Here is a 15,426-nt window from a genome sequence, read left to right as displayed (position 1 = left end):
CCCTCTTCTCCCCCACAAGAATCATTAAAATCCTTAACTTACTTTTAAATGAGTTACATACATTTTTGTCTTTTACAGCTTGTTAATTTTATATAGTCTTATCTCAACAACCCCTCCCTTTTCTCTTCTAATTGAATGAGTGTTTATTTAAACAATCTCCTAGAACTTATTGTGTCTTATCTATGGTTTATTTTCATTTCTTTCACGTAGCAGTTTTATCCTTTTGCGTTATTTTAACGTCGTAAGTATGTAAAAATATTCTAGTCTTTGTTAAACTTCATTTACTAGTTTTATAGGAAAGTTTTATTGGAGGAAAAGAATGCAAAGGATTTACATTATCGAAGATCAGTTATTACACCAGAAATTTATTGTAGAAACAATCAGCGATTTTATCAAACGCTCATACATTTCTGCAGAAGTTGTACCTATCAAGTCGGTCAATTCATTTATTAAAGAAATTCATCTACTTGATATAACCGATATTGACATCTTTTTTATAGATATAGATTTAAGACATCAATATACAGGGATCGATATTGCCGAATGGATTAGATATACCAATTCATTTTGTAAGATCATTTTTATCACCAATTACGAAGATCAAAGTATGGCTATTGTTACTCGCAATATCATTCCTTTTGACTACATTCATAAAAGCATCTGCTTATCTGATATACGTAAAAAAATTCATACTACATTAAAAAAACTATTTTTTTCTTTGCAAATAAACACCGGAGAAATACTGATATTATCCGTTCAAAAAGAAAGACAAGTATTTGCCTTTTCTCATATAAATTATATACAAACAATAAAAGAGGATCGTTTTCGGGTATACCTACAAACGACCTCTCAAGAACTTTTGATCAATGAGAGCTTTTCGGATATAAAAAAACTCAAATTTCCCAAATATTTTTTATTTTTAAAATCATATATCATAAATTTACGGCAGATAAAAGCACTTAATCGTAAGTTAGGAATCATTATATTTAAAAACGGATCAGAAATTTACTTTGGACATAAGGTAATAAAAAAAATAGAAGAGTCACTGAAACAATTTCTATGAAAAAAACAAAATTTTTCTTACTCTTTTAAAAAGAGAGTGACTGTAAAAGCAGTATTATCTCTTAAAATTGTATAGGAAAAATTTTTATATTCTTGAGTAATTCGATGTAAATTACTGAATCCAATTCCATAGTGCTGTTCTTTTGAGGTAATCCCTTTCCTCCCTATATCACTCAATATTGCACTATTAACATAGTTGTTTTTGACCAAAATTTGATAGATACCAAATTGTTTATTAATAGTTAAGTTTATATAAGGAGATTCTGTCTCTATACTCGCTTCAATTGCGTTATCTAGCAGAATCTTGAGACATCGAATAAAATCTAAACTATTTATAGGTACTTCAGCGATCACTGTATCAATAGATAAATCTACTTTAATTCCCATGCTTATCGCTTTATTGATTTCAATCAAAAGCACACTCTTAATTGCCATATTTCTTACCTTAGTTAATCCCCCAATATTATTTTTTGAAAAAATAATATTCTTAGAATAATCTTTAATCTTCAAAAGCTGCTCTATTGCTTCTTCCGTGTCCCCTTTTTCCAGCAACAGCGCCAATGTGAATAGTATTCCTTCGTAATCATGTTTAAAACCTTCTATTTCATCGATTCTCTCTAATTTTTCTTCGTAAAAATTTATGGTATTAAATAAATCTTCATGGCATACAGCTGAATACTCCAGAAAGACAATGCCTCCGAAGATAAGGGCTCCTTTCAACAACAAAATAATTAATACAAGCCAAAAGTCTCCACGATCTAACACCGAGTACATGAATTGGAAATACATCGCTAAAATAAAAAAGAAAATACCACATAAAATAAGAACTTTTTTTATGCGTATTCTTCTATGAAGAAATAAGAAAATTTTATTTTTAGTATAAACCTTTTTTACCATTAAATTCCCAGCCAAAAAAATCAAAAAGATTAGTATTTGCAGACCAATCAATAGAAATAAAGGATTTTTCACACTATCTAATTGAGCAAAAAAACTATATATAGTATCAATACTGGTAATATGAAATTGAATGAAAAAATATACTCCAAGTATATAGACAAATGAGAAGAGAGACTTTTTTTTAAAAGAATAAAACAATAGCCATAAATTCAGTCCCATTGCAGTTAAGATAAAAAATCCAGCGAGATTGATAAATCTCCATGATAGGAAACAAAAAATGATTAAGGATAAAAGAAAAAATAACTTGTATCTCTTATGTAAAAAAATTTTTCCCATATAAAAATCCAAAATAGCATACTGTAAAAATATAAATACGACATACACTTTATCTTCCAAACAATGTTCCACCTTCACATAAATATATATTTTTTATATAAGTATAAAGTAGGAAGTAGGAACCTAGTCAACACGACTTGACTAGACATTTACCTAAATAAAGACTGTGAGACAATCGTCAGCTCTCAAGAAGGCTCTATGCTTTTTGATATGAGTGAAATTCATCAACATCTTTTTTTATGATTTAAAAGGATAGAAAAGACAACCTGAAATCCTTTAGAATTATTTTGGTTAACCAATTCATAGGAGAACTCAAGATATCTTATCATCAGCTTATCAAAGCTACCTTAATTATTTTAGACCGAACTATCTATTTCAAGAAAAATTGTTTAACCAAAAATAGAAAGAGAAAATTTGTTTGATTTGTAAAAGTACTCTTCAGGACACGCCAGAGGAATGTCTGTATTGTCTTTGTGCCCCCCTCTCTGAGATCATGTGTTGGGAAGTTGGTACTTATCAAACGACGGATCATGATTCATCATGGTAGATTCTACCAAAAAAAAGAACAGAAAGAAGAAAAACTTCTTTCTGTCCCAATTATTCTAAAATTTCTCATCATAATCATCATTTGACAATGAGGATTTAATGACTACATCATGCCGCCCATCATTGATGGATCCATTGCTGGCGCTGCTGGTGCTGCTGGTTCTGGTTTGTCAGCAACTACTGCTTCAGTTGTTAATAATAGAGCTGAAACAGATGCAGCATTTTGTAATGCTGAACGAGTAACTTTGGTTGGATCAACAATCCCTGCTTCAACCATATTTACCCATTCGCCTGTTGCAGCATTGAAACCTGTTCCTAATTCAACATTTTTCAATTTATCAACGATGACTGAGCCTTCATATCCCGCATTTTCTGCGATTTGACGAATTGGTTCTTCTAAGGCACGAACAACGATTTTCACACCTGTTGCAACGTCTCCTTGAGCTTCAACTGCTGAAACTTTGCTGATGACATTCACTAATGCTGTACCACCACCAGAAACCATACCTTCTTCAACGGCTGCACGAGTTGCATTCAACGCATCTTCAATTCGTAATTTCAATTCTTTTAATTCTGTTTCAGTTGCTGCACCAACTTTGACCACTGCAACCCCACCAGCAAGTTTTGCTAAGCGTTCTTGTAATTTTTCACGGTCAAAATCTGATGTTGTTTCAGCAATTTGGTTTTTGATCAATTGAACACGTGCTTCAATGGCTGTTTTATCACCAGAGCCTTCAACGATTGTTGTGTTATCTTTGTCTACCACAACTTTTGAAGCATTTCCTAGGTTTTCGATTGTTGCATCCTTCAATTCTAATCCTAAGTCGTCCGTAATCACTGTTCCGCCTGTTAGGATAGCGATATCTTCAAGCATTGCTTTACGACGATCACCGAAACCAGGTGCTTTCACTGCAACAACGTTAAATGTCCCACGGATTTTGTTCAAGACTAATGTTGGTAAAGCTTCTCCATCCACATCGTCAGCGATGATCAATAGCGGACGAGATTGTTGTAAGATTTGTTCTAATAAAGGCAAGATGTCTTGGATATTAGAAATCTTCTTATCTGTGATCAAAATGTATGGATTTTCTAAAACAGCTTCCATTTTGTCGTTGTCAGTCACCATGTATTGTGACAAGTAACCACGGTCAAATTGCATCCCTTCAACAACATCTAATTCGGTTTCGATTCCTTTTGATTCTTCAATAGTAATAACGCCGTCATTGCCGACTTTTTCCATTGCATCAGCAATCAAATGTCCCACTTTTTCTGAACCAGAAGAAACAGCTGCAACTTGAGCAATTGCTTCTTTAGAATCTACGACTGTTGAAATATTGTGTAATTCTTCAACTGCTGCTTTTGTTGCCAATTCGATCCCACGACGAATACCTAAAGGATTTGCCCCAGCTGTTACGTTTTTTAATCCTTCACGAACAATTGCTTGGGTTAACACAGTAGCGGTTGTTGTTCCGTCACCTGCAATATCATTGGTTTTTGAAGCCACTTCAGAAACTAATTTTGCACCCATGTTTTCAAAGTGATCTTCCAATTCGATTTCTTTTGCAATCGTTACGCCATCATTAGTAATCAATGGTGAACCGTATGATTTTTCTAATACAACATTACGACCTTTTGGACCTAATGTTACTTTTACTGTATCAGCTAATTTATCAACTCCACGTAGCATTGCTGCGCGTGCATCTTCTGCAAATTTCAATTCTTTTGCCATGTCTATTCACCTCATCAAATTTTTTTCGTACTTTTTTATTTATTCAACGATCGCCATGATATCTTTTCCTGCAACGATCAAATATTCTTTTCCTTCAAATTTTACTTCTGTACCGGCATATTTTTCAAACATCACTTGGTCGCCCGCTTTTACAGCAGCAGGAACTTTTTCTCCGTTTTCCAATAAACGGCCTTCACCGACTGCAACAACTGTTCCTGTTTGTGGTTTTTCTTTAGCGGATGAAGCTAAAACAATTCCTCCAACAGTTGTTTCTTCTTCTTTTGCGACTTCGATAATGACGCGATCACCTAATGGTTTTAACACGATAAATCCCTCCGATAACTCTTTTTTTGGATTCGTTAGCACTCTTACACATCGAGTGCTAACCTACATTTTTAATAATACTCATACTTTGATTTTTTTGCAAGCTTTTTAAATGAAAGTACACTAATTTTATCCGTAACCGTTAGAAGTCCCTTAGTAATATCCTCTAAATTGATCTATGTTATAATTAATTTCTATTCTTGCAGTCTACTTCTGCCTATCTTTAAGGAGGTATTTTATGTCATTAAAAAAATATAGTTTCGCTAGTATCTTTTGCTATGGACTCATTTTTCTTTCCCCATTGATCCTTTCCTCTATCGGAATCGTCCATACTGTTACTGACGTGATTACAGCAACGACGATTGCCTATATCCTAGGAGCAATTGTTTTAGCTTTCTTTTATTTCAAGCAAAATGAACCACTACCACTAGAAGCAGCCATTCCTAGTGCTTCGACGCCAAAAATCATCTTATATGGGTTTGTTGGGATTTTCATTGCTTTGATCTTACAGGCGCTTGCAGTAACGTTGGAAACTCTTTTATTTGGTAACAGCGCTCCTTCTGAGAATACACAAAATATTATTCAAATGATTCTTGAAGCTCCAGCCTTTTTAATAGCTACCACAGTTGCTGGTCCAGTCATGGAAGAATTCGTCTTTCGCCGCAGCATCTTAGGTATCGTTGGCAAATATACAAACTTTTGGATTGGGGCAATTGTTAGTTCCTTATTGTTTGCTTTTGCCCATAACGATGGTCACTTACTGATCTACTTTTTCTTAGGTTTTTTCTTTAGTCTACAATACAAAGCAACGGGAAGAATCTGGACCTCGATGATCACACATGTGGGAATGAATACATTGGTGGTAGTTGTACAAATCGCCGTTCAAAAGGGCTGGATTGCTGCTTCATAAGCTACTAAACAACCCCTTATCAAAAGACTCTTCTTATACCATCCACTGACCAGCAACTCTTAGTCGCTGGTCTTTTTTTGTGTCCTTTCCGATCCCGGCTCATTCTCTTAACAAATTTTCCCTTCATAGTCATGAAAAAGATAGAATTATTTAGAGCTATTCATTATGTTTTATCCGCTAGCTACTAGCAGTTTCCATTTATCGTGACACTCGCCATTTCCTCTGTTAACCTTCTCAAAACACTTTGATGGTCTTCTCTAATAGCACACTTATTTTAAATACGACAGAAAATAGCAGTCATTGCCATTTGGATTATTTTCAGATCCTATTAAAATCATGTTCATCTAGATCTAACTATAAACATTTAATTAGATTGGTTCATGGAAAAATTTAACCACATCGTCTTATGGGCGCCCACAAGAGTTATCAACTTTGCACTAAACCAACTCGTTCCCCTTCTCTTCCAACTAAAGTGTCTTTGCTTTCGTTTTACAAAAATACGCAGTATGAGAGAAAAACAGCCTAACAAAAATGCGATTAAAAAACACTTTATTTATAAAAAGATAAATACAAAAGTGATTTTAAAACAATTAATATTGTTTTGTTTTTGTTATTAAATGAGGAACTTGCTAATTCATTACATACTTTAATTAATTTTATCAATCATTACTACTTACGAATGCATCATCTCTTAGAAAAATCATTTAAAAAAAGACATATCCTTTATATCAGATTGACTGCCGTCATTCACGATTTTATAAAGAATAAAACAAAAATAAAATTTTTTGTTAAAAAACCACTGTTTTTATTATATATCTAACAGACTATCATTTATTTAACTTTTACAAAAAAGTTATTTTATATGTCACAAAATAACATTTTTAGGAACGTATCTTTCAAAAAAATAAAGGTAGTGTGTTGCGAAATGAATATCTGGCAAATGATTGATGACTTATTGAAGAAATATTATCTGACGAATGATAAAAATATCTTAGATTTAATCATTTTAGATTTAGACCCTTATATAAAATCTTGTGCGCATCGTTTTGTATTTAAAGCACAATCTAATGGAGTATTTATTCCTTTTGAAGACTTCTACAGTAACCTTTGTTTAGCAATTTGGGAAGGCATTGAAGATTTCAAGAGTATCTCAGGCTCCACGTTTAAAAATGTTACGTTGCGAAGGATTTATATTGCTGAAAAGAAGACTTGGAAACAATATAAAAAATCCGGAAGTAAGGTCTTCAATAAAGATGGGATTACTTATGACGTGACAAGATGGGAAAACATCGAATCGCTACATCATTCTAAAAATTGCACAGTTAAAAGCGCAGAACGTTCGATCGAGGAAAAACTTCTAATAGAAAATTTTAAAAAACAGGACTTTTTTAGAGGTACCTTCATCGAACTGCTTTATCACGGTTATTCTTGTAAAGAAATTTGTCTCCTTTTAGGAATCAGTAAGACTTACGATGCAAAAACCAGAAAAAAATGTCAACGAATCAAAGAATCATTCTTGAAATATATTGCCTAATCACTATGTTTTTCTTTCTCCATTAATTTTACTTCGAAAAATAGCTAGACATTTCAATGTTATGTCCATCGTAAAAATCTAATCACCACCGTGAATACAAAATATTTTTGTCACAAGAAGGAAAAATTAGAAACATACGTACTGTAAACGTAATAAAAAAATTGAATGGAAGAAGGGAAACGCAATGACACTTAAAACTTAGGAAGAGTATTTCGTGAAAGATGCAATAGGAAAGAAGGAAAAATTATATTTTATAGGTAATGAAGACCTAAACAATCTAACTTTATAGCAGAAACGAGGAGGTTTTATTTATGACAACATCTGTAGAACAAATTTTAACTGAAGCAAGAAAATATATCGGTGTAACACAGGGCTCAGCTGAGCATCATTCAATTGTTAATACCTATAATAGTGTTAAGCCTTTGCCTCAAGGATATCAGGTCACTTATTACGATGACTGGTGTGACATATTCGTGAGTTTTCTAGCAATCAAATCGGGGGCAACAAACTTAATTGGGCGAGAATGCGGTGTTGAACGTCATATTCAAATTTTTAAACAATTAGGTATTTGGATTGAGGACGGTACAATCAAACCTCATCCCGGAGATATTATTACCTTTGCTTGGAGTCAATCCGTTCAGCCAAATAATGCCTGGGGTGATCACATCGGAATTGTCGAAAGTGTTTCGGGAAACACTATTACAACAATAGAAGGAAATTCTGGAAGCGCCGTCCGAAGAAACACGTATAGTGTCGGTCATGGAAATATCCGTGGTTTCGCTCGTCCTAGTTACTCTTCTTCAGGCAACAATAGCACACTATATAATTCTGGTTCACTAGTTAATGCAGGTCATGTGCTGACTCAAAACAACATTCGTTTAGTCATTGAATATGCTGCAAAATATAATATGAAGCCAAGTTTTTTAATTGCTCAAATGTTCATTGAAAGTCATTGGGGCGATCCTAATACATCCATTGTAGGAAGTGTTGATAATAACTGGAGTGGTATTTCCGAACCGTTTACAGCACCATCGGATCTTGCAATTAATATGCGAAGAGGAACAGCTCGACCAGCCGGAGAAGGTAGCTACTATGTTCATTTTGAAAGTTTAAAAGATTACTTTAAAGCCTATACATTTATTCTTTCAAAAAGAAACGGCCTATATAACACAGAAGGAACGACTTCTATTGTCGATTTTTGTAAAGGATTATTTCGTGTTGGTGGAGCTACGTTTGATTATGCTGCTACTGGCTATGATAATTACTACAATCTGTTAATCCCAACTTATAACGCCATCAAACAACAAAATCCTGGAAAATTAGAAGCGATTGATAGTAGCTCAACGGGTGGAATAATTGATCCAGACATCAATAATCCAGGTACGAATGATAATTTCACTAGAATAAATGAGACGGGAACTTTTTATCCTAACACCACGATTAATGTACGTGACTATCCAAGTACTCAAGGGAATGTTTTAGCACAATATACAAGTGGGGATAGTTTTGTTTATGATTCTTATGTGATCAACGATGGCTATGTTTGGTTAAGTTATATCGCCTACTCTGGAGTGCGTCGTTATGTTGCTTGGAGAGTACAAGGTGGAGAAACATTTGGAACGATTCCTGGAGGAGAAACTGGTAATGTTAATCGCATTCCAGAAACTGGACAGTTCTTCCCAGCAATGACCATTAATGTACGTGACTATCCGAGTACTCAGGGAAATATCTTAGCACAATACACGAGCGGAGATAGTTTCTATTATGATTCGTACGTCATTAATGAAGGCTACATCTGGTTAAGCTATATCTCCTACTCTGGGTTGCGTCGCTATGTCGCTTGGAGAGTACAAGGCGGAGAAACATATGGTTCTTTCAATTCTAGTTTAGATTCAGGACTTAATTTAATCCCACAAACAGCGACTTTCTATCCAAATACTACAATTAATGTACGTGATTATCCAAGTACTCAAGGAAATATTTTAGCACAATATACAAGTGGAGAATCCCTTGTTTATGATTCTTATGTTGCAAATGATGGGTATGTCTGGTTAAGCTATATTGCCTCTTCAGGGTCAAGACGTTATCTCGCATGGAGAGTACAAAACGGCGAAACATTTGGAACGATCCAATAATTTTTCTAAAATAAACTTTTAGCTTGTTTCAACTCTATGATTATGTAAAAGTAATTGATACACCTATTAGGCGTAATAAAAATTTTCAATCTTTTCACTAATACAATAATAATGGGAAGCTAGTTTCACTTTGTATCTGTCTGTTTTGAGCAATGTCCCTCTTGCCTAGTCTTCTCTATTATATTTTTCATTTACGGTCTAACTATACTTAATCTTTGAATAGCTGTTTCAGCATTTGTCAAAAAATGCCGAAGGGACTGAGACAAAACTTGTCTCAATCTCCTTCGGCTAATTTTTTCGGAAAGGATCCTGTTAATCACAACTATTTTTCCTTATTTATTATTGACCATTCAGCACTTGTTTTAAACTAGTTTGGATCAACTGAGTATCTGCTGGATTGTCCAATTCCAATTGGCTAGCTTTGGCGTTTGCGGCAGCAGACGGTGTTTGAACAGATTGTTTCACCTTAGGATCTGTTAACGAGTTGATATAGTCAGATTGTTCTTGCCACGCCTGCTTGATTAAACGATAGTATTCATCTGTTTTCTCGCTTTCATTAGCAATCGTTTCAGTAGTAGTTGAAGAATCCTTTATTTCTTGCACATTTGAATCCTCTGCAGGATTATTTCCCGTCGATTCTACATTACTAATAGGTTGATTCTCTTTTTCCTTGGTAGTACTATTTTGTGAATTTTCTGTAGAAGTCTTGGTGATCTGCGTGGAAGTCTGATCCGTGCTGGAAGAGGTACGATCAACTCCTGAGTTGGAACACCCCGACAATAATAACAACCCTAAAATAATAAAATAACTTTTTTTCATAATAACACCTCAGTTGTATAAATATTTGTATTTAATTAAATATAATAAAAAATCACTATAAATAACCAACAAACAATATATCTTATCTAAAATTTAAACTATTACATATTTTTTGAAAGGCCCGCCTATTGTCATTAATAAAACGTTACTGGATTAGCCAAAATACTCCCAGTTAAACAGTCCGTGACTAATGAACAAAAAAAACACTCAAAACAAGTTGTTTGAGCGTTTTTTGGGTTATATAGTTGACTACGGCTAAATCGAAAATAACTCCGTTGCTTCTGAGGGATCGGTATCATAAATATCAAATTCATAACCGACACCTAGATCTTTTTCTTTTAGGACATTCTCCATCGTCAAGTGAGCTAGTTCTTTTAGATTGTTTTCTTTACTCAAGTGACCAAGGTAGATACGTTTGGTACGATCACCAATAACATCGGTCATGACTAAGGCGCCATCTTCATTGGATAAGTGCCCCCGATCACCTAAGATCCGTTGCTTTAAATTCCAAGGATAAGGTCCCATCCGCAACATCTCTAAATCATGGTTACTTTCCATCAAATAGCCATCTGCATTTTTGATGATTCCCCGCATATGATCACTGCAATAACCTGTATCAGTTAACATCACAAATGAACGGTTTTCTTTATGGAAACGATAAAATTGCGGAGCTGCAGCATCGTGAGAAACGCCAAAGCTTTCAATATCTAGATCCCCAAATGTTTGCACCTTCCCCATTTCAAACAAATGCTTTTGTTCAATAGGAACATTCCCAATTAATGGAGACATTGCTTCCCATGTTTTTTCATTGGCAAACACATCTAAATGATATTTCCTTGCAAGTACCCCTACTCCATGAATATGATCACGATGTTCGTGAGTGACTAAAATCCCGTCTAATTGGTCAGGTGTCCGATCAATTTGTGCCAACAAAGAAGTAATTTTTTTCCCGCTGAGACCAGCATCTACCAAGAGCCTTTTTTTATCACTTTCGATATAAAGTGAATTTCCAGAGCTTCCACTGGCTAGGATACTGATTTTAAAAGCTGGTTTTTCTTCAGCCATTTGACTACTTCCCTTCTTACTTTGTAAACTTTTTTCATTATACTACTTTTTTAATGATCTTCCACCTTTGGAATCGTATTATTTGTTACAATCGTATTACTAAATGCATTGACCGACTCTACTTGGATCGATTTATCAGGCGTTTCTATCGCCACATACCAGACTGGAACATACACATTCTTTTCTCGCACTTTCAAAATACAAGAGTAAGCAAGCTGCCTCCAAAGGATTTTTGAACCTCGAGAAATCTTATTATTTACATACAATGTTTTGATTGCATCTTCTTCTGTGTGTAATTCTGTTTTTTCCCGTAATTGTTCAATATCGGATAAATGTGTCTGAGTGTACTTCGTGACAGCATAACTTTTATCTTGTTTATTCAGTGAAAACACAATTTTAGCTGTATCATCATAAAAAGGTAGACCATCATATTTCTGACTCGCTTGTACTTCCGGCGTTGCGCTGTCTAGATCAGAAAAATTCTTCATATAAACATAATCGCTACCAAAGAGTACATTGTTTTTTTTGTTTAAAAAGCTATTCACTGAACTTCCCATTTTATCAGGATCAAAAATACTATTTTCTGATTCTGTCTCAGATAAAGTTTTTGTTAAGACATTGTCATTGAAAACAATCCCACTACTCAACAGTCCTTTTTTACTTGTCCCATGACGTTGACTGTCCAGTTCCTTACTAAGGTCCGTTTCCTCCGCACTTAAATAATACCCTTGTCTACTTTCTGAAGAGATTTTACCAGTATAAGAAATGTCATCACTAGAAAGTCGTTGTTGAATGGATTCGGTTTGTCCTGATCGGATCACATTATTTTCTTGGCTGATCGTTTCTTGATAACTTCTAAATAAAAAAACATTTAACCCTAAAAAAGCAACGAAAAAAATCCATTCAATTTTTTTGAAATCCATTTAATTCGCCTCCGTTTCAGGTAATCGTCCAAGCAAATCATTGACAGCGTACCATTGACCTTGGTATTTTACATACCACTCAGGTAATAAATCGACGACTCGATTCGTTTCCTTGATATTTTGCCACGTGTAGCCAACAATCAACGACTCGATTTTTTCTTTGTCTGCCCCTTTATCCAAAAGACTCTGGATGACTTTTTCTGTTTGTGGCAATTCAACTTCTTCATCAGATGGAATCGGTACTTGGATCGTATTCAAGCTGGTTTGGATCTTCACTTGTGAATCTACTTGATCCGCTCCAATTTCAATCTCAACTTTCCCTTTACTGTCTGAACCAAATACAGGAAATCCTTCTACAAATATTCGATAATCGATCTGATTGTTCTCTCGATCAAAATAACGCATATTTCCTAATGAATTGCCTAATTTACTAATATATGGAAAACTTTGTGAGAAAATATTCGCTGTGACGTTGTCTTGTCCGATTTCTCCCCGAAAATCAACGATTTGTGTTTCTGAATGGATCCTCATCGTCTCATTTCCATCATAAAAAAGCAGTTCATTGCTCTCATTATTTGTTTTGACCTCATCTGGTTTTTGGAAAAAGGCATTTCTAAACAAAGTATATGGTTGTTGTGACAGGATATAACTATATTTTTTTAATTTGATTTTATCTTTCGTTTCATATTGTGTCTCAACAATCGAAGGCGTTTTTTCCATCTCTGTCCACGTACTATCGGTTGCCTTTAATTCTTTTTCCAACTCTTTCCAATCAACTGAAAGATTCGATTCGTAAATGGAATCCGTCTCAAAATCAAGGAATCGCACTTTGTTCTCATTTTTATCAAACTGGATACGCATAAAGTAAATAGAATCTGTCCGATTAGGAAGCGCTGAAAAATCCAAACTTAGATGAAAGGCTTCTTTATACTCACTAAGTAGCAGCGGCGCATTATAAGTAAGCTCAATGCCTTCTTGAATAGTTTTTAGCTTGTCAAATTTCTCTTTATCGCCATTGACGATTTCTGTTACTCTGCCAAATCGAGCGCCCTCGATAACTGTTTGGAGGCGAGAAACAAGATTTTCACTATTTGTTTCCTTTATTTGTCCTGAATGCAACCAAGTCACATGTAATGGAAGAAAAACTTCAGATGCTTTTCGGTAGTTTTGTGAATCGATCATCTGTGAATTGGATTCGTCAAAATTAACCGAGGTTTTACCTGCTGGACTTAGCCAAATGGCATATGAGAGGTAGATACTTAAAGCAATCATTAGGAGCAATCCTATTCGAATAACTTTTTCAGAAATTTTCATTCCCACCATTCCTCCTCATATGGTTCATATGGCAACGAGATATAGAAGGTTGATCCTTTTCCTTCTTTACTCTCTGCCCAGATTGCGCCACGGTGGGCTTTGACTACTTCTCTAGAGATAGCCAACCCTAACCCCGTTCCACCTTGGGCTCTCGCACGCGCTTTATCCACGCGGTAAAATCGTTCAAATACTCGATTCAAATCTTTTTTAGGAATCCCAAGTCCTTGGTCAGTAATACTTAAAATCACATTATTGTGTGTTTCCAACAAACGACATGTGATCATTCCACCGTCTGGAGAATATTTGATCGCATTATTCATAATATTATCAATCACTTGGATTACTTTATCGGTATCAATCTCTACCCAAAGATCTCTTTGAGTAAATTCCCGTTTAATCGTATAGTTCTTTTCTTGGTTACCCACCATCATATCAAAGCGGTCAAGAACAAAATTGACTAATTCATTAAAATTGACGTACTCTAACTGTAATTGTGTATTTCCTGTATCCATTCGCGAAAGATTCAACAGGTCATTGATCATGCGGATCATTCGATCTGTTTCATCTAACGTTACTTTTAGGAAATTAGGAGCAACTTCTTCATCTTTCCAAGCTCCCTCACTTAAAGCTTCAATATAACTACGCATACTTGTCAACGGTGTGCGAAGTTCATGAGACACATTCGAGACAAATTCACGACGTTCTCTTTCTGTTTTTTCTTGTTCTGTTACATCATGCAGTACGGCTACCAATCCACTAATGAAACCTGATTCTCTGCGGATCATGGAGAAATCTACTCGTAAAATCATTTGGTCGCTTTCCATTAATCCAGTTGAACGATCAAGTACCATTTCATTTGGGTCTTCTAGCAGTTTACGTAATGTATATTCTTCTTCAATATCTAACAAAGTCAAAATCGACTGACCGATTGCATCTTCATTTTTGACATCCAATAAAGAAACAGCCATATCGTTGATCGTAATGACTTTACCTCTTCGATCGGTCGCAATGACACCATCTGTCATATGTGACAGGACGCTATCTAACCGATTCCTTTCCGCTTCCATCGTGTCTTGAGCTTCTTCGATTCTTTCAGCCAGCTGGTTGAATGTATCCGCCAGTTGCCCTAATTCATCTTGTCCATGGACTTTAACTTTACGACTATAATCTCCCCGAGCAATCCTAATCGCTTGCTCTCGCATCTCGCCAATTGGCTGAGTGATCGACCGTGCGACTAAGACTGATACGACCATGGAGATCAGGGCTGCGATCAACGAAGCTGTGAAGAATATAATCGCAGTATTATTGATTTCAGAATATTTTTGCTCAATATTACTTTTGACGTAAAGAGCCCCGATAACGGCATCGCCGGTCGGGGACAGGATCGGTTGAATATTGATATTCACTCGCTTATCGTCACTATCTAATGCGACATACCTTTTTGTTGTGAAATCATTGATATCTACATAATCGTTTTTCTTACCGATTGAGCTTTGATCACTAACATCCGTTGTCCCACGTATAATCCCTTTTTCATCAATAACTCGAATCTCTAAAATGTCACTCGAGGCATTGTTTTCAATGAATCGTTTGATATTGGCATTGACTTCTTCAATGTCTGCGTTGTCTTTACGATTTAATTCGGGACTGATCGTGGTCGCTAAAGATTCAACTGTTTGATTCATATCTTTGATAAATGTATTGATTGTTGAACGCTCTAACCCTCGGATAAAGTAGGCACCAATAATCTCAATCGAAATCAGTAAGATCAAAATAAACGTGATCGCAATTTTGAAATTGACTGATCGAAAAAAGCGCACTTTTCCTTTCAT

At 35.1% G+C, this 15,426-nt stretch carries 12 protein-coding genes; 4 read left to right on the top strand and 8 right to left on the bottom strand.

Annotated features, from left to right (window positions below; translation table 11 throughout):
- The first annotated feature begins 319 nt into the window (after positions 1–319).
- Positions 320–1,063, top strand: coding sequence for a response regulator (locus IGJ11_RS02195; protein ID WP_207432781.1), 744 nt, complete (start codon positions 320–322; stop codon positions 1,061–1,063).
- A 17-nt stretch (positions 1,064–1,080) separates the two neighbouring features.
- Here the strand turns inward: IGJ11_RS02195 and IGJ11_RS02190 are convergent, their stop codons facing one another.
- The 3 genes from IGJ11_RS02190 to groES all read right to left on the bottom strand — a co-directional run bounded on the left by IGJ11_RS02190 (position 1,081) and on the right by groES (position 4,894).
- The gene (locus IGJ11_RS02190) at positions 1,081–2,355 is read right to left on the bottom strand and encodes a GHKL domain-containing protein (protein ID WP_242697193.1); all 1,275 of its coding nucleotides are present in this window, start codon (positions 2,353–2,355) and stop codon (positions 1,081–1,083) included.
- A gap of 589 nt (positions 2,356–2,944) precedes the next feature.
- Positions 2,945–4,570, bottom strand: a complete 1,626-nt coding sequence (gene groL, locus IGJ11_RS02185) for a chaperonin GroEL (RefSeq protein ID WP_010720044.1) — start codon at positions 4,568–4,570, stop codon at positions 2,945–2,947.
- Positions 4,571–4,609: 39 nt separating this feature from the next.
- The gene (gene groES / locus IGJ11_RS02180) at positions 4,610–4,894 is read right to left on the bottom strand and encodes a co-chaperone GroES (RefSeq protein ID WP_010738436.1); all 285 of its coding nucleotides are present in this window, start codon (positions 4,892–4,894) and stop codon (positions 4,610–4,612) included.
- A 238-nt stretch (positions 4,895–5,132) separates the two neighbouring features.
- On the opposite strand from groES, the gene IGJ11_RS02175 reads away from it, so the two are divergent.
- The 3 genes from IGJ11_RS02175 to IGJ11_RS02165 all read left to right on the top strand — a co-directional run bounded on the left by IGJ11_RS02175 (position 5,133) and on the right by IGJ11_RS02165 (position 9,473).
- Positions 5,133–5,804 (top strand): CPBP family intramembrane glutamic endopeptidase, encoded by a 672-nt coding sequence (locus IGJ11_RS02175; protein WP_010738437.1) that lies wholly within the window; start codon positions 5,133–5,135, stop codon positions 5,802–5,804.
- 925 nt (positions 5,805–6,729) lie between these two features.
- Positions 6,730–7,338, top strand: a complete 609-nt coding sequence (bacL2, locus tag IGJ11_RS02170) for a BacL2 family protein (RefSeq protein ID WP_207432777.1) — start codon at positions 6,730–6,732, stop codon at positions 7,336–7,338.
- A gap of 311 nt (positions 7,339–7,649) precedes the next feature.
- A complete protein-coding gene (locus IGJ11_RS02165; RefSeq protein WP_207432774.1) occupies positions 7,650–9,473 on the top strand; it encodes an SH3 domain-containing protein in 1,824 nt (607 codons plus the stop codon).
- Positions 9,474–9,812: 339 nt separating this feature from the next.
- On the opposite strand, the gene IGJ11_RS02160 is transcribed toward IGJ11_RS02165, so the two are convergent.
- The 5 genes from IGJ11_RS02160 to walK form a co-directional block, all read right to left on the bottom strand.
- Positions 9,813–10,292 carry a hypothetical protein gene (locus tag IGJ11_RS02160; RefSeq protein ID WP_207432771.1) on the bottom strand — a complete coding sequence of 160 codons (480 nt, stop codon included), beginning with the start codon at positions 10,290–10,292 and terminating at the stop codon, positions 9,813–9,815.
- 255 nt (positions 10,293–10,547) lie between these two features.
- On the bottom strand, positions 10,548–11,357 hold the full coding sequence (locus IGJ11_RS02155; RefSeq protein WP_010720049.1) for an MBL fold metallo-hydrolase: 810 nt from the start codon (positions 11,355–11,357) through the stop codon (positions 10,548–10,550).
- Between the two features lie 50 nt (positions 11,358–11,407).
- Entirely contained in the window at positions 11,408–12,280 is an 873-nt protein-coding gene (locus IGJ11_RS02150; RefSeq protein WP_010720050.1) for a two-component system regulatory protein YycI, read from the bottom strand.
- Positions 12,281–13,594: a YycH family regulatory protein gene (locus IGJ11_RS02145; protein ID WP_010720051.1), complete on the bottom strand. Its 1,314-nt coding sequence runs from the start codon at positions 13,592–13,594 to the stop codon at positions 12,281–12,283.
- Positions 13,591–15,426 (bottom strand): cell wall metabolism sensor histidine kinase WalK, encoded by a 1,836-nt coding sequence (gene walK, locus IGJ11_RS02140; protein WP_010738440.1) that lies wholly within the window; start codon positions 15,424–15,426, stop codon positions 13,591–13,593. The genes IGJ11_RS02145 and walK overlap by 4 nt, the downstream gene beginning before the upstream one ends.

Origin of the sequence: Enterococcus sp. DIV0691 (assembly GCF_051711145.1) — a bacterium.
Lineage (GTDB): Bacteria > Bacillota > Bacilli > Lactobacillales > Enterococcaceae > Enterococcus_B > Enterococcus_B hirae.
This window is presented reverse-complemented; position numbering and strand designations above follow the sequence as displayed.

Bases quoted from the DNA above. Each gene is read 5' to 3' on its own strand.
- IGJ11_RS02155 (WP_010720049.1), bottom strand. From the start codon at position 11,357: ATGGCTGAAGAAAAACCAGCTTTTAAAATCAGTATCCTAGCCAGTGGA.
- IGJ11_RS02150 (WP_010720050.1), bottom strand. From the start codon at position 12,280: ATGGATTTCAAAAAAATTGAATGGATTTTTTTCGTTGCTTTTTTAGGG.
- IGJ11_RS02165 (WP_207432774.1), top strand. From the start codon at position 7,650: ATGACAACATCTGTAGAACAAATTTTAACTGAAGCAAGAAAATATATC.
- IGJ11_RS02195 (WP_207432781.1), top strand. From the start codon at position 320: ATGCAAAGGATTTACATTATCGAAGATCAGTTATTACACCAGAAATTT.
- bacL2 (WP_207432777.1), top strand. From the start codon at position 6,730: ATGAATATCTGGCAAATGATTGATGACTTATTGAAGAAATATTATCTG.
- walK (WP_010738440.1), bottom strand. From the start codon at position 15,426: ATGAAAGGAAAAGTGCGCTTTTTTCGATCAGTCAATTTCAAAATTGCG.
- IGJ11_RS02175 (WP_010738437.1), top strand. From the start codon at position 5,133: ATGTCATTAAAAAAATATAGTTTCGCTAGTATCTTTTGCTATGGACTC.
- groL (WP_010720044.1), bottom strand. From the start codon at position 4,570: ATGGCAAAAGAATTGAAATTTGCAGAAGATGCACGCGCAGCAATGCTA.
- IGJ11_RS02160 (WP_207432771.1), bottom strand. From the start codon at position 10,292: ATGAAAAAAAGTTATTTTATTATTTTAGGGTTGTTATTATTGTCGGGG.
- IGJ11_RS02145 (WP_010720051.1), bottom strand. From the start codon at position 13,594: ATGAAAATTTCTGAAAAAGTTATTCGAATAGGATTGCTCCTAATGATT.